16 protein-coding genes are annotated in these 17,140 nt (G+C 72.5%); 5 read left to right on the top strand and 11 right to left on the bottom strand.

The features are described from left to right. Nucleotides 1-26: 26 nt before the first annotated feature. Genes B0I33_RS07625 through B0I33_RS07615 form a run of 3 tightly spaced genes read left to right on the top strand, consistent with a single transcriptional unit; the run spans nucleotide 27 to nucleotide 4,119 of the window. Nucleotides 27-971 (top strand): ABC transporter ATP-binding protein, encoded by a 945-nt coding sequence (locus B0I33_RS07625; protein ID WP_245900487.1) that lies wholly within the window; start codon nucleotides 27-29, stop codon nucleotides 969-971. Beyond that, nucleotides 968-1,819, top strand: a complete 852-nt coding sequence (locus tag B0I33_RS07620; protein ID WP_106177866.1) for an ABC transporter permease — start codon at nucleotides 968-970, stop codon at nucleotides 1,817-1,819. The genes B0I33_RS07625 and B0I33_RS07620 overlap by 4 nt, the downstream gene beginning before the upstream one ends. Further along, nucleotides 1,816-4,119, top strand: a complete 2,304-nt coding sequence (locus B0I33_RS07615; protein WP_106177865.1) for an ATP-binding cassette domain-containing protein — start codon at nucleotides 1,816-1,818, stop codon at nucleotides 4,117-4,119. The genes B0I33_RS07620 and B0I33_RS07615 overlap by 4 nt, the downstream gene beginning before the upstream one ends. On the opposite strand, the gene B0I33_RS07610 is transcribed toward B0I33_RS07615, so the two are convergent. Beyond that, the gene (locus tag B0I33_RS07610; protein WP_106177864.1) at nucleotides 4,071-4,961 is read right to left on the bottom strand and encodes an imine reductase family protein; all 891 of its coding nucleotides are present in this window, start codon (nucleotides 4,959-4,961) and stop codon (nucleotides 4,071-4,073) included. The genes B0I33_RS07615 and B0I33_RS07610 overlap by 49 nt on opposite strands. Before the next feature lie 918 nt (nucleotides 4,962-5,879). Between B0I33_RS07610 and B0I33_RS07600 the strand changes: the two genes are divergently transcribed. Then, nucleotides 5,880-7,016, top strand: coding sequence for an HNH endonuclease signature motif containing protein (locus B0I33_RS07600; protein ID WP_106177863.1), 1,137 nt, complete (start codon nucleotides 5,880-5,882; stop codon nucleotides 7,014-7,016). A 121-nt stretch (nucleotides 7,017-7,137) separates the two neighbouring features. Here B0I33_RS07600 and B0I33_RS07595 read toward each other — a convergent pair whose 3' ends face one another. From B0I33_RS07595 to B0I33_RS07575, 5 genes are all read right to left on the bottom strand, one after another. Then, on the bottom strand, nucleotides 7,138-7,731 hold the full coding sequence (locus B0I33_RS07595; protein WP_106177862.1) for a GNAT family N-acetyltransferase: 594 nt from the start codon (nucleotides 7,729-7,731) through the stop codon (nucleotides 7,138-7,140). Between the two features lie 177 nt (nucleotides 7,732-7,908). Next, entirely contained in the window at nucleotides 7,909-8,652 is a 744-nt protein-coding gene (locus B0I33_RS07590; RefSeq protein ID WP_106177861.1) for a helix-turn-helix domain-containing protein, read from the bottom strand. A 62-nt stretch (nucleotides 8,653-8,714) separates the two neighbouring features. After that, complete coding sequence (locus B0I33_RS07585; protein ID WP_106177860.1) at nucleotides 8,715-9,233, bottom strand: AAA family ATPase; 519 nt, start codon at nucleotides 9,231-9,233, stop codon at nucleotides 8,715-8,717. A 28-nt stretch (nucleotides 9,234-9,261) separates the two neighbouring features. Further along, nucleotides 9,262-9,627 (bottom strand): hypothetical protein, encoded by a 366-nt coding sequence (locus B0I33_RS07580; protein WP_106177859.1) that lies wholly within the window; start codon nucleotides 9,625-9,627, stop codon nucleotides 9,262-9,264. A 29-nt stretch (nucleotides 9,628-9,656) separates the two neighbouring features. After that, nucleotides 9,657-10,757 (bottom strand): MFS transporter, encoded by a 1,101-nt coding sequence (locus B0I33_RS07575; RefSeq protein WP_281259361.1) that lies wholly within the window; start codon nucleotides 10,755-10,757, stop codon nucleotides 9,657-9,659. Nucleotides 10,758-10,891: 134 nt separating this feature from the next. Here B0I33_RS07575 and B0I33_RS07570 point away from each other — a divergent pair, with 134 nt between their 5' ends. Continuing rightward, nucleotides 10,892-11,278 (top strand): nitroreductase family deazaflavin-dependent oxidoreductase, encoded by a 387-nt coding sequence (locus B0I33_RS07570; RefSeq protein WP_425440462.1) that lies wholly within the window; start codon nucleotides 10,892-10,894, stop codon nucleotides 11,276-11,278. A gap of 24 nt (nucleotides 11,279-11,302) precedes the next feature. Here the strand turns inward: B0I33_RS07570 and B0I33_RS07565 are convergent, their stop codons facing one another. The 5 genes from B0I33_RS07565 to B0I33_RS07545 all read right to left on the bottom strand — a co-directional run bounded on the left by B0I33_RS07565 (nucleotide 11,303) and on the right by B0I33_RS07545 (nucleotide 17,077). Continuing rightward, nucleotides 11,303-12,493, bottom strand: coding sequence for a CaiB/BaiF CoA transferase family protein (locus tag B0I33_RS07565; RefSeq protein WP_106177857.1), 1,191 nt, complete (start codon nucleotides 12,491-12,493; stop codon nucleotides 11,303-11,305). Then, the gene (locus B0I33_RS07560) at nucleotides 12,490-13,896 is read right to left on the bottom strand and encodes an aldehyde dehydrogenase family protein (protein WP_106177856.1); all 1,407 of its coding nucleotides are present in this window, start codon (nucleotides 13,894-13,896) and stop codon (nucleotides 12,490-12,492) included. The genes B0I33_RS07565 and B0I33_RS07560 overlap by 4 nt, the downstream gene beginning before the upstream one ends. Further along, the gene (locus tag B0I33_RS07555) at nucleotides 13,896-14,309 is read right to left on the bottom strand and encodes a CoA-binding protein (RefSeq protein ID WP_106178236.1); all 414 of its coding nucleotides are present in this window, start codon (nucleotides 14,307-14,309) and stop codon (nucleotides 13,896-13,898) included. The genes B0I33_RS07560 and B0I33_RS07555 overlap by 1 nt, the downstream gene beginning before the upstream one ends. A 33-nt stretch (nucleotides 14,310-14,342) precedes the next feature. Beyond that, on the bottom strand, nucleotides 14,343-15,974 hold the full coding sequence (locus B0I33_RS07550) for a thiamine pyrophosphate-binding protein (RefSeq protein ID WP_106177855.1): 1,632 nt from the start codon (nucleotides 15,972-15,974) through the stop codon (nucleotides 14,343-14,345). A gap of 101 nt (nucleotides 15,975-16,075) precedes the next feature. Next, nucleotides 16,076-17,077, bottom strand: a complete 1,002-nt coding sequence (locus B0I33_RS07545) for a glutathione S-transferase family protein (RefSeq protein ID WP_106177854.1) — start codon at nucleotides 17,075-17,077, stop codon at nucleotides 16,076-16,078. Nucleotides 17,078-17,140: the final 63 nt, after the last annotated feature.

Here is a 17,140-nt window from a genome sequence, read left to right as displayed (position 1 = left end):
GCAATTTGAACGATAAGTTCGAAGGCATGAACTTGGCACAACCGACCGGTGGCTCCACCCCGGTCATCGAGACCCGCGATCTGCGGATGCGCTACGGCTCCACCGAGGTCCTGCGCGGGGTCGACCTCCGGGTGCACCGGGGTGAGGTCGTGGCGCTGCTCGGGCCCAACGGCGCGGGCAAGACCACCACGATCGAGATCCTCGAGGGCTTCCGCAGGCGCTCGGCAGGCGAGGTGCGGGTGCTGGGCACCGACCCGGACCACGGAAACGAGGCGTGGCGCGCCCGGCTGGGGGTGGTGCTGCAGTCGTGGCGCGACCACGGCCGCTGGCGCGTCCGCGAACTGCTCGACCACCTCGGCCGGTTCTACGCCCCGTACCGCACGGCGGAACGCCCCCGCCCGTACCCGGTGGACGAGCTGGTCGACCTCGTCGGGCTGCGGGACCGGGCGGACGCGGTCGTCGCGCGCCTTTCCGGCGGGCAGCGGCGCAGGCTCGACGTCGCCGTCGGCCTCGTCGGCAGGCCCGACCTGCTGTTCCTCGACGAACCCACGGTGGGCTTCGACCCGCAGGCCCGCCACGAGTTCCACGACGTCGTGCACCGGCTGTCCGAGCTGGAGGACACGGCGATCCTGCTCACCACGCACGACCTGGACGAGGCGGAGAAGCTGTCCGACCGGATCCTGATCCTGGCCGGGGGCACGATCGCGGCCGAGGGGACCCCCGCCGAGCTGGCCACGCGCGTGGCGGGCACGGCCGAGGTCCGGTACCGCCGGGGTGGCGAGCAGCGGACCCATGCCGTGACCGACGCGACCGCGTACGTCCGGGAGCTGTTCGCCCGGCACGGCGACGCGATCACCGATCTGGAGGTGCGCAGGGCGCGCCTGGAGGACGTCTACCTGGCCCTGGTGCGCGAGTTCGAGTCCGGGCAGCGCACCGAGGCCTTCCACGAGCTGAAGGAGCTGGCGGTATGAGCGCGGCGACGGTCGCCGTCCGGACCGGACTGCACCGGGGCCGGATCGAGTTCCGGCAGGGCGTCACCAGTGGGCAGGACCTCTGGATGACCCTGTACTTCCCGGTGTTCGCCCTGGTGGTGATGTTCTTCCTGCGGGGGAGGACGGTGCCGGGCACGGACTTCTCGCTCGGCGCTCAGGCGGTGCCGGGCATCCTGGGGATGAACGTCGTCCTCGTCGGCCTGGTGGCCGTGGCGATGGTCCTGACGATGGACCGCGAGGACGGCACGCTGCTGCGGGCGAAGGCGACACCGAACGGGGTGCTGGGCTACGTCGTCGGCAAGGTGGTGAGCCGCGCCGGGATGACCGTGCTCGGCCTGCTGGTGCCGCTGCTGCCCTCGGCCTTCCTGTTCGACGGGCTGCGGCTCGGCGACGCGGCGGCCTGGCTGACGCTGACCTGGGTACTGGCCCTCGGGCTCGTCGCGGTGCTGCCGCTCGGGATCGTCCTCGGCTCGCTGTTCGAGAGTGTGCAGGGACTGAGCGTCGTGACGCTGGCCGGGATGGCGCTGATGGGCGTCTCCGGCGTGTTCTACCCGGTCACGGCGCTGCCGGAGTGGCTGCAGTGGATCGCCCAGGTGTTCCCGATCTACTGGCTCGGGCTCGGCCTGCGCTCGGCACTGCTGCCGGACGCCCTGGTGATGGCCGAGATCGGCGAGTCCTGGCGGCACCTGGAGACGGTCGGCGTGCTGGGCGCGTGGGCCGTGCTCGGTCTGCTGCTGGCACCGCCGGTCCTGCGCCGGATGGCGCGGCGGGAGTCCGGCGCGCGCATGGCCGCGCGGCGGGAGAAGGCACTGCGGAGGCCGATGTGAACAGTCCGAACCGGACCGCGGACAGCCACGACGTGATCGAGGTGCGTGGCGCGCGCGAGCACAACCTCACCGGCGTCGACCTCGACGTGCCCAAGCGCAGGCTGACGGTGTTCACCGGGGTTTCCGGCTCCGGCAAGTCGTCGCTGGTGTTCGACACGATCGCCGCCGAGTCCCGGCGGCTGATCAACGAGACGTACTCGGCGTTCCTGCAGAACTTCATGCCGAGCCTGAACAGGCCGGACGTCGACGCGTTGCGCAACCTGAGCGCGGCGATCATCGTCGACCAGGAGCGGATGGGCACGAACGCCCGCTCCACGGTCGGCACGGCCACCGACGCGCACACGATGCTGCGGATCGTGTTCAGCCGGATCGGCACGCCCCACGTCGGGCCGCCGTTCGTGTTCAGCTTCAACCGTGCCGAGGGTATGTGCCCGCGGTGCGAGGGGCTGGGCAAGGCACCGGAGGTGGACGTCGACGAGCTCGTGGACCGGGACCTGTCGCTGAACGAGGGGGCGGTCAAGGTCCCCGGGTTCACGGTGGACTCGTGGCCCTGGCAGCTGCTGGCACACTCCGGGCTGGTCGATCCGGCGCGCAGGCTCCGCGACTACTCCGAGCGGGAGTGGCACGACCTGCTGCACAAGCCGGCCACCAAGCTGCGGATGGGCTCGCACAACGTGACCTACGAAGGGCTGGTGCCCAAGGTGCGGCGGCTCTACCTCGCGAAGGACCGCGACTCGATGCAGCCGAGGGCGCGGGCGTTCGCCGACCGCGCGCTGCGGCTGTCCGCCTGCCCGGCCTGCGCCGGCACACGGCTGAACGACACCGCCAGGTCCGCGAAGGTCGAGGGACACGACATCGCGGAGTGCTCGGCCATGCAGATCGACGAGCTGGCCGCGTTCGTGCGCTCGATCTCCGCGCCCTCGATCGAACCGATGCTGGAGGCGCTGCGCGAGACGCTCGACTCCCTGGTCGAGATCGGACTCGGTTACCTGAGCCTGGACCGGGAGTCGTCCACACTGTCCGGCGGCGAGGCGCAGCGCGTGCGGATGGTGCGGCACCTCGGGTCGAGCCTGACCGACGTCACGTACGTCTTCGACGAGCCGACGGTGGGGCTGCACCCGCACGACATCGAGCGGATGAACCAGCTGCTGCTGCGGTTGCGGGACAAGGGCAACACCGTGCTCGTCGTGGAGCACGAACCGGAGACGATCGAGATCGCCGACCACGTGGTGGAGATCGGTCCCGGCGCCGGTCCGGCCGGCGGCCGGATCCGCTATGCCGGGGACGTGGCGGGACTGCGCCGGTCGGGCACGCTGACCGGCCGCTACCTCGACCACCGGGTGCCGCTGCGGGAGCGGGTGCGCACGCCAGCCGGGTGGTTGCCGATCCAGGGCGCTCGCCTGCACAACCTGCGGGACGTGAGCGTCGACGTCCCGCTCGGTGTCCTCACCGCGGTGACCGGGGTGGCCGGTTCCGGCAAGAGCTCGCTGATCCACGGCTCGCTCGCCGGGCGGGACGGGGTGATCGTGGCCGACCAGTCACCGATCCGCGGCTCGCGGCGGAGCAACCCGGCGACCTACACCGGGCTTCTCGACCCGATCCGCACGGCGTTCGCCAGGGCCAACGGTGTCTCTCCCGGCCTGTTCAGCGCCAACTCGGCGGGGGCGTGCCCGGCGTGCAAGGGGATCGGGCTCGTCTACACCGACCTGGCGATGATGGCGGAGGTGGCCACGGTGTGCGAGAAGTGCGAGGGCAAGCGGTTCACGTCCGAGGTGCTGTCCTACCGGCTGCGCGGGCGGAACATCAGCGAGGTCCTCGGCATGGCGGTCGACGAGGCACGCGAGTTCTTCACCACCGGCCAGGCACGCGTGGTGCTCGACCGGCTGGCGGCCGTGGGGCTCGGGTACCTCACCCTCGGCCAGCCGCTGACCACGTTGTCCGGCGGGGAGCGGCAGCGGCTCAAGCTCGCCATCCACATGGCCCGCGGTGGCAGCACGTACGTGCTCGACGAGCCGACGACGGGACTGCACCTGGCCGACGTGGACACGTTGCTGGTGCTGCTGGACCGGCTCGTCGACGACGGCAACACGGTCGTCGTGATCGAGCACCACCAGGGTGTGCTGGCCCACGCCGACTGGGTCATCGACCTCGGTCCCGGTGCCGGGCACGACGGCGGGCGGGTGGTGTTCACCGGCACGCCCGCGGAGCTGGTCCGCTCGGGTGACACCGTCACGGCCCGGCACCTGCGGGCCTACGCCGGTTCCGTCCCCGCGCGGAAGCTCTCGACGAGCCGGGAGTAGCTGTCGCCGCCGTGGCCCGCCGCGACGGCCCCGGCGACGAGGGCGCGGGTGTGGCCGGGCAGCGCGGTGTCGATGCCGCGTGCCCGGCTCTCCCGGAGCAGGTCCTCGATCGAGGGCAGGTGATGCCGCAGCGCGCCGTACTCCACCGCGTACTGTCCACTGTCGACCTCACCGGCCAGCGAGGGCAGGAATCCCAGCAGGGCCGAAAGGGAGCCGTCGGCGTGGTCCAGGAAGCGGGTCAGCTCCACGCCCGCGTCCGAGAGCAGCGCGGCGGCGTGCAGGAAGGCGTTCAGCGTGCCCCACATCGTGTCGTGCACGGCCATCCCGTACAGGGTGGGCAGGCCGGGATCGGCGGAGACGAACGAGGCCCCGCCCCCGAGGAGCGCGAGCACGTCGGCGAACCGCTCGTACACCGCCTTGTCCCCGCCGTAGAAGATGACCGCGGCCGGATGCCCGATGCCCGGCGCGATCGTCATGATCTGCCCGTGGAGGTACGTCGCGCCCCGGTCCGCCACCCACTCACCCGTCTCGCGGGCCTCGGCTGACGTGCCGTCGGTCAGGTTCAGCACGGCCCTTCCGGACAGCGACTCCCCCGCCGCCGCCAGCACCTCCCTCGCCGCGGCGTCACCCTTGACGTTGACCACCACGAGGTCCGCGCCCGCCACCGCGCCGTCCACTGTGGTGGCGTGGTGTGCTCCCTTCGCGGCCAGAGCCCCGGCTTTGCCCGGGGTGCGGTTCCACACTGTGGTGCGGACACCTCCGGCCAGGAAGGCACCCGCCAGTGCGGAGCCCATCTCGCCCAGGCCGAGCACGGTCACGGTGGCGTTCGTCGACGTGGTCATCCTGCGTCCCCTCGTGGTGGCGATCGAGTACGCCACCGAAGCTAGAATCTCGACTTAGGTAGAGGTCAACCGCGCGGGAGGACCGAGCTGGGCGGGCACGGCGGCGCGGAGCAGGGCCCGGAATCGGCCGCCGGCCGCTCGAGCGCGGTCGGATCGACGAGATCGACGAGACCGACCGGCACCTCGCGCCCGTGCTGTCCGGCGACGGTGAACCTGCGCTACCACCCGGTCCCCGCCGGCTGGCGCCCGCGAGCGGGGCCCGCCCGACGGGCGTCACCCGCACCGCTGCCGTCCCGGTACCCGACCGGACCGTGCTGCTCGCCCCTGTTGCTGACGCGAGCCGAACGTACCCGGCGGGCCACGTGCCACTTCCCGGACGCAGCACGCTGCCGCGGACGCGACGAGATCCTGCCGCCTTGGCCGCCGGGGTCGGCGGGAATCGGCCCGTGGCGTTCGAAAGCCGAAGGAGCACACCGCCCACGATGAGAAACGAGCCGGTGGCGAGTCGCTGCGCGGCCAGCCGCAAGGCGCCGGGCGACTCCGCTCCTGGGTGCACTCGTCATCGACCACGGCAGGCGATGGTCCGGAAAGTACGACTCCCCGGACATGTCGAGCGGGACCAGGGGCTGTGTGCCGCGCCGCCGGGGTGGCGGATCGGCTGAGCCGGCGGCGAACCTCCCGGTCGGTGGCGCACTGTCCCGCCCGGCGAAGCGGGATCGGGGCGGTGTCGGCGAGCATGGCGAGGCAGCCGCTTCGAAACAGTCACCGTCACTCCCATTCAGCACTCTCATAGCGCCAACGACACGACAATTACCCGAGGATCGAAAGCTGGCGCACGGTAATCGCTGAATCACCCGGAAGAATGATGATAATAGCTCGCTACATCGGTAGCGTAGCAGTGTTTCCAGGGAGGTATCGATGACCGAGTTTCTGGACCGGGCCGTGCGAATCGGCGCCCGGATCGCCCGCCTGCAGGCGCTTCAGCTGCGGGCGATCGCCGAGCACGCATGCCTTCGCGGGCACGGGAGGGACGTCGCGCAGGAGATCGCCCTGGCCCTGTCCGTCACGGAGAACGCCGCGGCGCGGCAACTCGATCTCGCCCAGGCGTTGACCACTCGGTTACCGAATACCTTCGCCGCCATGCGGCGTGGCGATATCGATTCCTACAAGGCCGCGAAGATACACGAGCCGACCGCATTCCTCGCCGACGAAAAAGCACGTGAAGTCGATTCGCGCATGTCCGGAAAACTAGCGGGCAAGAATCCCTCGAACCTCCGCGTCGCCGTCCGGCGGCAGGTACACCAGGTCGATCCCGAGGGCGCGGCCGAGCGGGCGCGGCGCCGCCGGACGGAACGGCGGGTGGAGCTGGTGCACGGCGAGGACGGTATGGCGAGCCTGGTCGCCAACCTGCCCGCCGAAGTGGCTGCCGGCGCCTACGCCCGCCTGGACCGCGCCGCCAGGAGGCTTCGCGGTGGCGGGGAGACCCGCACCCTCGACCAGCTCCGCGCCGACGTGCTCGCCGACGCGCTGCTGTCCGATCGCGCCGTGCCCCCGGGACCCAAGGCGGACATCCATGTCTATGTCGACCTGACGACGCTGGCGGGTCTGAACCGGCGCCCCGCGGAGCTGGCCGGGCACGGTCCCATCCCGGCGTGGCTGGCGCGGCAGATCGCGCACCGGTCCGGCAGCACGTGGCGACGGATCATCACCGACCCCGCCACCGGCGCCCCCGTCGACGCAGGACGCGAACGCTACCGTCCGCCCGCGGTCACCGCCGACTACGTGCGCGTGCGCGACCGGGAATGCCGCCATCCCGGTTGCCGCCGCCCGGCCCAGTTCGGCGATCTCGACCACGCCCGGCCGCACGGCGAGAACGGCCGGACGGACGCGGCCAACCTGGTCGGCCTCTGCCGCCGACACCATCGCACCAAGCACTCACCGTCCTGGCGGTACCGCCTCTGCCCGCACACGGGACGGCTCACCGTCACCACCCCGGCCGGGGCCACCTACACCAGCGACCCCGAGCCCCTCCACGAACCACGCGTCCCGGGCTGACGTGCCCTGAGCAGGCGGCCGGAGGCCCGCACAGAACGATCTGGGTCCAGGGTGTCCACTCGATCAGCCGGGATCATGGCCCGGCCGCACTGACGACCTCGGCAGCTCCCATCCCGTCCGGTCATCGCTCGGGCCCTTGCCGCCTTTCCCAGTCCGCACGCCACAGCTCGTACTCGACCTCACCGTGCTCGGTGCCGGGCAACGGATCGTCGAAATGCACGTGGAACGTGCGCACGTGGGCGAGACCCGCCTTCTCCAGCACCCTGCGGGACGCGGTGTTGACCGCCATGGTCTGCGCCCACACCCGGTCCACGCCCAGTTCCGCGAACGCCTTGTGGACCAGTGCCCGCGCACCCTCGGTGGCGTACCCCTTGCCCCACGCGGACGTACGCAGGCGGTAACCGAGCTCGACCTCCCGGACGTCGCCATCGCCGGATGGCTGGAGGGCCAGCCACCCGACGAAGTCCCCGGTGGACCGCTCGACGGCGGCCCACCGGCCCGCGGGGCCTCGCCGGTAGTCGCGCAGGATGCGGGGCAGCACGACGTGCTCGATCTCGGCCCGCGGCGTCGGCGCGCCGGTGAGAAACCGCATCACCGCGGGATCGGCGTCCAGCGTGACGAGGTCGTCGATGTCCGCGGGGGTGAACCGGCGCAGCAGGAGCCGTTCGGTCGCGGCGACCACGTCCACCGGCGAGTCCTTTCGACAGCGTGGCATGCGCCGCCATCCTCGGGCGAATCCGCGCGGCCGTCCACCGCTTTTCGGCACCCCGGCGCCCGGTGACCGCACGCGAACGCAGCGCTCACCGGCCCGAACGGGGTACTCGCCAGCAGGAACGCGGCACTCACCGGTCGGAGCACAGCACTCAGCACAGCACTCGCTGTCCCGCGTGGGCTAGTAGCGCTGGGCGTACCAGGTCGGCGGCTCGCCGAACATCGCACGGAAGTCGCGCACGAAGTGGGCCTGGTCGGTGTAACCGAGCTCCACCGCGAGCGCGGCCCAGTCGATGTCCCCACCCTTCGCCAGCCGCTCGGTCACCTCGTGCAGCCGGTACCGGCGGATCACCCACTTCGGACCGACGCCGACGTACTCGGCGAACAGCCGCTGCAGGCGCCGCGGGGTGGTGCCCCGCTCGCGGGCCAGCTGGTCGACCCTGGCGATCTCCGGCTTGGCGGCGATGGTCGCCACGATCTCCGCCGCCTCCTCCGCCCGCGGATCCGGCTCCGGCAGGTGGGTCCTGAGGTAGCGCTCCACGGTCACCACGTCGACCGGGTCCGGGAGCGCGCCAGGCAACAGCTCGCGCGCGTCGAGGGACGTGCCGGTGATCGTGGAGACGGGCGCGCCGAGGAACGGCCGGAAACAGCCCGGCCGGAAGGCGACGCCGAACACGCGGCCGTCCCCCTCCAGCACCTTCACCTGGTACCCGGCCGACACCCCCTGGACGGTCGCGCCGCCGTCCCGGAAAGTCAGGTGCACGTTCGGATAAGGCACCACCAGCTGCCGGTACGGCTCGCGGTAGCTCCACGTGACGATCCAGTAGCGCTCGACGTACCGGGCCAGGTCGGCGGAGGGAGCGGCGAACGCGTGCCGCTGGTACCGCGCCCACGCGCCACCGACCTCCCGCGGATCCCTCGACACGAGGCGAGTCTAGGCACGGCGGGTGTGCGCGCCCCCGCCGGAACGACCCGGTGCGGGAGCGATCACCGCGGCAACGTCCGGGCCACCTCGGCGGCCACCCGGTCCGGCGCACGGCCGACCGTGTCCACCACGTCGGCGGAGGTCCGCAACCAGGGCAGCGCCTCCCGGTACGCCGCCACGTGCTCCAGCCGCCACGCCCGCGCCCGGGCGGACTCGGCGACATCCCCGTCGATCCGGCGGCGCAGCTCCGGCTCGTCGGCATGCAGCAGGACATGCCGCACCGGCACGCGCGCGGCGGCGAAACCGTCGAAGATCTCCCGCAGGTACTCCCGCACCAGGACGGTCTGCGGTGCCACCAGCACGCCGCCGACCTCGGCCAGCACACGCACCGCGGTCTCGGTGACCAGCGGGCGCCACGGCGGCAGGTGCTGGAAGTCGCCGGGCGGCTCGGGCAGGACGTGCCGCAGCAGGAACCCGACCTGCTCCGGGTCGAACACGCGCGCCCGGGGCAGCAGCCGGGTCAGCGCGTGCGCGGTCGTGGTCTTGCCCGCGCCGAACGCACCGTTGAGCCAGACGATCACCCCGGCAGTATCCCGGGGCGCGCTCCGGTCAGACCCAGCCGGTCTGGTCGTCGGCGGCGCGCACGTCCGTCTCGGCCGCCGCGCGGTGCGCCACCGCCGCGACGGTCTCCTTGACGCCGCGCTGGAAGTCGCGCTCGTCGGAGTCGTCCGCGTGCAGCGTGACCGACACGACGCAGCGGCCGGGCCCGTCGGGATCGACGGTGAGCGAGCCGTGCGTCGAGCTGTGCTTCGGATCGCCCCAGGTAAGCGTCCTCGTCTCCCGATCGATGTGCGGTCCACCCTCCGCGTCGGCGATCACCGGGAAGTGGCGGGCCAGCTTGCCCGGCTCCGCGAGGAAGCCGAACACGTCGTCGGCGGAAAGCTCCGCTGGTGCCGAGTACTGGAAGGTCGCCATGTTCGCCGCATACCACCCAGCGGAGGTCCTTACACCTGAACGGGTATCCCGGCCCGGGGTGCGCGGAAGGCGTACGGCAGGACGGCCGCGACCACGACGACCAGCCCGGTCACCGCGACCATCTCGCCCGCCACCCAGGCCAGGTACACCGAGAACACGGCGAGTTCCGTCGCCAGTCCGGCCACCGACGTCACCGTCGCCCTGGCGGCGCTGCCGATCCGGTCCTGCAGCCGCGCGTCGGCGACCACCAGCACCGCCCGGTACAGGCCGTAGAACGCGGCGATCAGCGCCAGCCCCGCCGGATGCCGCACCACCGCCGCGCCCGCGAACAGCAGCGCCGCCAGACCGTAGACGACCGTCAGCCCCCGTGCGCCCAGCCTGCCCGCGCGGCCACCGAACGCGGAGCCCAGCGCACCGACCAGCGGGATCGCGGCCATCGCCAGCGGGACGGCCTCGGTCGGCAGCCCCCACGCCCGCGCCATCAGCGGGAAGTACTCCTCGATGGCGTCGAGGCCGGTCAGCAGCGCCACCGCCAGCAACGCCCGCCGCACGAGCGCGCGGGACAGCGCCTCCCGCAGGCCCGTGCGGAGGGTGGCGAGGTACCCGGCCACGGCGGCATGCCCCTCCTCGCCGGACCGCGGCGGCTCCGGCAGCCGGGCGGCCACCGCGGCGGCGGCGAGGCACATGCCGACGCTCACCCACCCCACGAGCTCGTAACCGCCCGTCGCGAACAACACGGTGGCGGCCACGGCGACCGGGACCTGGGCCAGCTGCCCCGCCGCCTCCATCCAGCCGTGCACCCGGGCGAAGTGCGCCCGCGCACCGGCGGCGGCGAGCCCGTCGTACACGAGCGACTCGCTCGCGCCGGACACGAACGCGCCACCCAGCCCCCACAACGCGAAACCCGCCGCGAAGGCGGCGAAACCGGGAAAGGCGGTCCACAGCACGTAACCGAGCGCCTGCAACACCCCGCCGAGCACGAGGGCGCCGCGGCGGGAGAACCGGTCGGCCAGCGCACCCGAGGGCACCTCGGCGGCGATGCCGACGGCCGACCACACCGCGAACAGCGCGGAGATCTCGGCACCGGAAAGACCGGTGTCGGCGAACAGCAACGCGTACAGCGGATAGATCGGGATGCTGTCCGCGAGCAGCGCCCAGCCCAGGCTCAGCCGGACCAGGCGGCGTGCGGGTGTCGGTACCGGGCGTCAAAGAAACGGCATGGGCGCACCGTAGCGCGCTGCGGCGGAAAAGTCTCGTGAGTATCGTGGCCGCCGTGGTGCTTCCCCGCGGGCTGGCCCGCTTCAACCGCGTCGTGACCAACCGCGTCACGGGCCCGTTCGCCGCCCTGTTCCCCGCGTTCGGAGTGGTCGCGCACACCGGCCGGAAATCGGGGCGGACGTACCGCACCCCGGTGAACGCCTTCCGCACGCGCGACGGCTACGTCGTCCCGCTGACCTACGGTCCCGAAGCGGAATGGGTGCGCAATGTCCTCGCCGCGGGCGGATGCGAGCTGATCACGCGGGGCAACCGGGTGCGGCTCACCGATCCACGCGTGGTGCGGGACGAGACCCGGCGTTGCGTGCCGCCGCCCGTCCGCGCCGCGCTGAAGGCCGCCGGGGCCCGCGACTTCCTCTTCCTGACTCGTGCGTGAAGAACGTGGTTCTCACGACGCTTTTCACCCGCGAGTCAGGGCGTCGATCTCCGCCTCCGGGTAGCCGAGTTCGGCCAGCACCTCGCGGGTGTGCTGGCCGAGGGTGGGCGGCGCCGACACCGGGCGCGCCGGGGTGTCCGACGCCTTGACGGGGAAACCGGTGCCGACGTAGGTGCCGATCGCCGGGTGCGGCAACCGCACCACCTGCTCCCGCTCCCGCGCCCACTCGCCCTCGTACACCTCGTCGATCGTGTTGATCGGCCCCGCCGGGACGCCCGCGGCGTCGAACTCGGCCATCCACTCCGCGGCCGTGCGCGTGGACAGCACCGCGACGAGCCGTTCGTTGAGCTCGTCCCGGTGCGCGGCACGGGCCGCGTTGCTCGCGAACCGCGGGTCCTCGGCGATGTCCAGATCCAGCACCGCGCAGAACCGTCGCCACAGCCGCTCGCTGCCGACCGCGATCGTCAGCCAGCCGTCGGCCACGGGATACGCCTGGTACGGCACGATGCTCGGATGCGCCGAGCCCATCCGGCCCGGCCGTGGCGTGTCGTAGAAGTACGCGCCCGCCGCGTAGGTGTGCCACGCCACCTGCGCGTCGAGCAGCGAGACGTCCAGGTACTGCCCTCGGCCGGTGGTGTGCCGCGCCTGCAGTGCCATGAGCACCGCGATGATCGCCCACGTCCCCGCGTTGAGGTCGGCGACGGGAAGCCCGACCTTGGCCGGCGGTCCCTCCGGCTCGCCGGTCAGCCCCATCACCCCGCCCATGCCCTGCGCGACCAGGTCGTAGCCCGCGCGGTCGCGGTACGGCCCGGTCTGCCCGAACCCGGTGATCGAGACGTGGATCAGCCGCGGGTTGAGCTCGGCCAGCCGCTCGTGGCCGAGGCCCCACCGCTCCAGCGTGCCCGGCCGGTAGTTCTCCACGAGGACGTCGGCGCCGGCGACCAGCCTGCGCAGCACGTCCCGGCCCGCGTCGCTGTTCAGGTCGAGCACGATGCCACGCTTGTTGCGGTTGGCCGCGAGGAAGTACACCGCCTCGCCCCGTTCGTCCCCGGCACCGCCGACGAACGGCGGCCCCCAGCCGCGGGTATCGTCCCCGGACGGCGGCTCGACCTTGATCACGTCGGCGCCCATCTCACCGAGGTACTGCGTGCAGTAGGGCCCGGCGAGCACCCGCGACAGGTCGACGACCCGCAGCCCGGCCAGCGGCCGCGTCAACGCTGGATGGCCTTCGTCTCCAGGAACTCCTCCAGCCCGTACCGGCCGAGCTCGCGCCCGTTTCCGGACCGCCGGTAGCCGCCGAACGGCGCGAGCGGGTTGAACCGGCCGCCGTTGACGTCCACCTGCCCGGCCCGGATCCGGCGCGCGACCGCCGTGCCGCGCTCGACATCGCCCGCCCACACGGCGGCGGCCAGCCCGTACTCGGTGTCGTTGGCCAGCGCCACGGCCTCGTCCTCGGTGTCGTAGGTGAACACCGAAAGGACCGGGCCGAAGATCTCCTCCCGCGCGATGGCCATGCCGGGGTCCACGTCGGCGAACACGGTGGGCCGCACGTAGCACCCGCTGGGGGCGTCCTCGGGGGCGTCGGGCCCGCCGCAGACCAGCGTCGCGCCCTCGGCGATGCCCTTCTCGATGTAGCCGACGACACGGTCCCGCTGCGCCCGCGACGCCATCGGCCCGAGGCGGGTCGCGGGGTCGCTCGGATCGCCGACCGTGAACGTGGCGACGCCTGCCCGCAGCAGCTCCAGCACGCGGTCGCGCTGGTCGCGGTGCACGATCATCCTCGTCAGCGCGGCGCACGTCTGACCGCCGTTGAGGTAGGCGTTGTTCAGGCCCGCCTTGACCGCCTGCTCGACGTCGGCGTCCGGGAGGATCACGTTCGGCGACTTGCCGCCCAGTTCCAGCGCGACCCGCTTGATCGTGCCCGACGCGACCTCCGACACCCTGGCCCCGGCGCGTCCCGAGCCGGTGAACGACACCATGTCGACGTCCGGGTGCGCGGCGATGGCCTCGCCGACCACCGGCCCGGTGCCGCTCACCAGGTTGAACACGCCCGCGGGCACGCCCACCTCGGCCACGATCTCCGCGAAAAGGTACGCGGCCATCGGGGCGACTTCGCTCGGCTTGAGCACCACCGTGCAGCCCGCCGCCAGCGCGGGCGCGACCTTGGCGACCACCTGGTGCAGCGGGTAGTTCCACGGCGTGATCGCCCCCACCACGCCGATCGGCTCGCGCACGACGAGCGAGTTGCCCAGCTCCTCGGGTTCCGGCACGAGCGCCGGGTCGCGGAACGTCCCCGCCACGGTCACGGGCAGGCCGGCCTGCACGAGTCGCGCGATCTTGATCGGGCAGCCCATGTCGGCGCTGATCGTGGCCGCGACCTCGTCGCGGCGCCGGTCGAGCGCGTCCGCGATCGCGCCGACGTAGCCGCAGCGTTCCCCGACCGGGGTGGCCGCCCAGCCGGGGAAGGCGCGCCGGGCGGCAGCGACGGCGGCGTCCACGTCCTCGGCCGTGCCCTCCGGCACGGTCGCGATGACCTCCTCGGTGGCGGGGTTGACCACGTCGATCCCCCGCGTTCCGGACGAGGGCACCCACTCGCCTTCGACATAGTTGTCCCGCATCAGCGCCGCTCCTTCCGGATCCCGGCGACCGCCCGCACGACCGCCATGCACCTGTCCTCCACGTAGTCCATGCCCGCCTCCTCCGCGATGGCCCGCGCCTCCGCCGAGGTGATGCCCTGCTGCAGCCACAGGGCCTTCGCCCCGATCGCGGCGGCCTCGCGGGCGACCTCCGCGGCCTGCTCCGAGGGCCGGAACACGTCGACGACATCCACCGGTTCCGGGATGTCGGCCAGCGACCGGTGGACCCGCTCCCCGAGCAGCGTGTCCGCCACCGGGTTCACCGGGATGATCCGGAACCCGGCCGCCTGCATCGCCGCGGGCACCGAGTGCGCCTCCTTCGCGGGGTCGCGGCTCAGCCCCACGACGGCGATCGTGTCGGCCTCCCGCAGGATCCGCTCCGCGGTCTCGTTCATGTCCTCCACCGGGTCACCCTCCGCTTTCCTGGCTCATTTCCGGTACCAGCGTGGCGAGGTGTTGAGCGGAGGGCTCAGCTCCGCGTTCACCACGAGCACGTTCGGCTCTTCCGACCGCGTGAACTCACGGAGGAGCCTGCGGAAGGCGCGGCCGAAGCCGTCGACCCGGTCCGCGTGCACACCGAACGACTTGGCGAGACCGACGAAGTCCGGGGTGACCAGATCGACGCCGCGGTGCGGCAGGCCCTCCCTGGTCTGGTCGTAGCGCAGCATCCCGTAGCCGCCGTCGTCGACGATCACGACCGTGATCGGCAGTTCCTCCTGGATGGCGGTGGCCAGTTCGGCGCAGCCGAAGAGGAAGCCACCGTCGCCGGTGACACACACCGCACGGCCCTCGCCTGCCGCGGCGACGCCCAGCGAGGCGGGGAACGCGAACCCCAGCGTGCCCCAGCCCATCGGATACGCGAGCTTGCGCGGGGCGGCGATGCGGTGGAAGCCACCCACCCAGTACCCGGCCACGCACATGTCGGCCACCAGCACCGAGCCGTCCGGCAGTGTCTCGCCGAGCGCGGAGAGGAACTCCGCGGCCTGGGGTTCCTCCTTGCGGATCCGGCGCCGCACCCGCACCTCGATCTCGTCCAGCCTGCGGCTCAGCGCGGCGAGCCCCGGCCGGGGTGGCAGGCCGTCCAGCAGCATGGCGACCACTTCCCTCGCGTCGCCCTGGAGCAGCAGGTCCGGCCGGTAGTTCTTCGCCGCGTCGTCGGCGTCGACGTTCACGGCCACCAGCTTCGGCGGCCGCGGCATGCGCCAGTTCTGCGTCATCAGGCCGTCGAAGTCGGTGCCGACGGCGAGCACGACGTCGGCCTCGTCCCACAGGGCGCCCACCTCGGGCGCGTGCACCGGGTTCGACGCGAGGCACGGGTGGTCCGGCGGCAGCAGGCCGCGCGCGCCGAACGTCGTGATGACCGGAGCCGCGAGGACCTCGGCGAGCTTGCCGATCCCCTCACCCGCACCGGACCGCAACGCGCCGCCACCCGCCCAGATGAGCGGGCGCTCGGCGGCGGCGAGGACGTCCTGCGCCCGGCCGAGGTCGGCGACGGCCAGCGCCGGGATCGACTCGGTCGGCTCGGTACCCGGCCGGTGCGCCACCTCCTGCCGCAGGAAGTCGGTGGGGATACCGACGTAGACGGGCCCGCTCTGCGGCCGCAGCGCGAGCCGGGCAGCCCGCAGCAGCACCGGCGTGATCGTGTCCGGGTGGCCGACCGTGAACCCGGCCTTGGTGACCGGCGCGAACATCGCCTGCTGGTCGCTGGTCTCGTGCAGCACCCCGCGCACGGTGCCCGGCCTGCGCAGGGTCGAGGGGATGTCGGTGGCGATGACGAGCACCGGCGACGCCGAGGCCATCGCCTCCCCGACCGCGCCCAGCGTGTTCGCCGCGCCGGGGCCGGTGGTCACGAGCGCGACGCCGAGCTTGCCGGTCGCTCGGGCGAAGCCGTCGGCCGCGTATCCCGCCGCCTGCTCGTGCCGCACGCCGATGAGCCGGATCCCCGACGAGGCCAGGGCCTCCCACACCGGCAGGTTGTGCACACCGGGTAAGCCGAAGACGACCTCCGCACCGACCTCCTTCAGGACTTCGACGAGGCGCTGCGCTCCGGTCTGCGACACGGGGCGAGGATACGACCCGGTGAACCCCGCCGGGATCCGGGCAGTGCATGGCACATCCCCCGCGTCGCACGCAGGCGATGTGCCCTTCGCTGCGCGCGGCGCTACCACTGCGCGGGGAGGACCTCCGTCGGGGGCGGCGGTCCGGGCGGCGTCCCGTCGCCGAACGGGCGCCCGCCCAGCGCCTCCCTGCCGTGCGGGGTCGCCCACAGGGACAGCTCCGGCCCGCGCGGCACGATCCGCGTCGGGTTGATCTGCTCGTGCACCTGGTAGTAGTGCCGCTTGATGTGGTCGAAGTCGACCGTGTCGCCGAAACCGGGGGTCTGGAACAGGTCGCGCGCGTAGGCCCACAGCACCGGCATCTCGGTGAGCTTGTTCCGGTTGCACTTGAAGTGGCCGTGGTAGACGGCGTCGAACCGGACGAGCGTGGTGAACAGGCGGATGTCCGCCTCCGTGATCGTGTCGCCGACGAGGTAACGCTGGTTCTCCAGCCGCGTCGACAGCGCGTCGAGCCGCGCGAACAGCCGCCGGTACGCGTCGTCGTAGGCGGCCTGCTTGGTGGCGAAGCCCGCCTCGTACACGGCGGCGTTGACGTCGGTGTGCACCCCGCGGTTGACCTCGTCGATCTCGTCCCGCAGGTGCTCGGGGTACAGGTCCGGCGCGCCCTCGCGGTGGTGGGCCGTCCACTCGGTGGCGAAGTCCAGCGTGATCCGCGGGAAGTCGTTGGTGACGAGCCTGCCGCTCGGCGTGTCGACGACCGCGGGCACGCTGATTCCGCCGGTGTAGTCCGGATCGGCCTTGTAGTAGGCCTCGCTCAGGTACTTGATGCCGAGCACCGGATCGCGGTCGCCGGGATCGAGCGTGAACCGCCAGCTCTTCTCGTCCTGGATGGGGTCGGCGACCGCCAGCGAGATGGCGTGCTCCAGCCCCAGCAGCCTGCGCACCACGAGCGCGCGGCTCGCCCACGGACACGCCCGGCTCACCACGAGCCGGTACCGGCCGGGCTCGACCGGCCAGCCGTCGCGCCCGTCCGCGGTGATGCGGGCGGCGAAGTGGTTGGGGGCGCGGTGGAACTCGCCCGTCTCCGGGTCGGTCGGGATGGTCATGCCCCGACCCTAGTCGCGTTTCGTACAGCGGTCAGCGCGTCGCGCCGTGCGTAGACTCGTTCA

Origin of the sequence: Prauserella shujinwangii, from assembly GCF_003001955.1 — a bacterium.
GTDB lineage: Bacteria > Actinomycetota > Actinomycetes > Mycobacteriales > Pseudonocardiaceae > Qaidamihabitans > Qaidamihabitans shujinwangii.
This window is presented reverse-complemented; position numbering and strand designations above follow the sequence as displayed.

Excerpts from the sequence above, each read along its gene's own strand:
- B0I33_RS07620 (WP_106177866.1), top strand. The coding sequence starts at position 968 with ATGAGCGCGGCGACGGTCGCCGTCCGGACCGGACTGCACCGGGGCCGG.
- B0I33_RS07545 (WP_106177854.1), bottom strand. The coding sequence starts at position 17,077 with ATGACCATCCCGACCGACCCGGAGACGGGCGAGTTCCACCGCGCCCCC.
- B0I33_RS07600 (WP_106177863.1), top strand. The coding sequence starts at position 5,880 with ATGACCGAGTTTCTGGACCGGGCCGTGCGAATCGGCGCCCGGATCGCC.
- B0I33_RS07595 (WP_106177862.1), bottom strand. The coding sequence starts at position 7,731 with ATGCCACGCTGTCGAAAGGACTCGCCGGTGGACGTGGTCGCCGCGACC.
- B0I33_RS07560 (WP_106177856.1), bottom strand. The coding sequence starts at position 13,896 with ATGCGGGACAACTATGTCGAAGGCGAGTGGGTGCCCTCGTCCGGAACG.
- B0I33_RS07625 (WP_245900487.1), top strand. The coding sequence starts at position 27 with ATGAACTTGGCACAACCGACCGGTGGCTCCACCCCGGTCATCGAGACC.
- B0I33_RS07610 (WP_106177864.1), bottom strand. The coding sequence starts at position 4,961 with ATGACCACGTCGACGAACGCCACCGTGACCGTGCTCGGCCTGGGCGAG.
- B0I33_RS07555 (WP_106178236.1), bottom strand. The coding sequence starts at position 14,309 with ATGAACGAGACCGCGGAGCGGATCCTGCGGGAGGCCGACACGATCGCC.
- B0I33_RS07580 (WP_106177859.1), bottom strand. The coding sequence starts at position 9,627 with ATGGCGACCTTCCAGTACTCGGCACCAGCGGAGCTTTCCGCCGACGAC.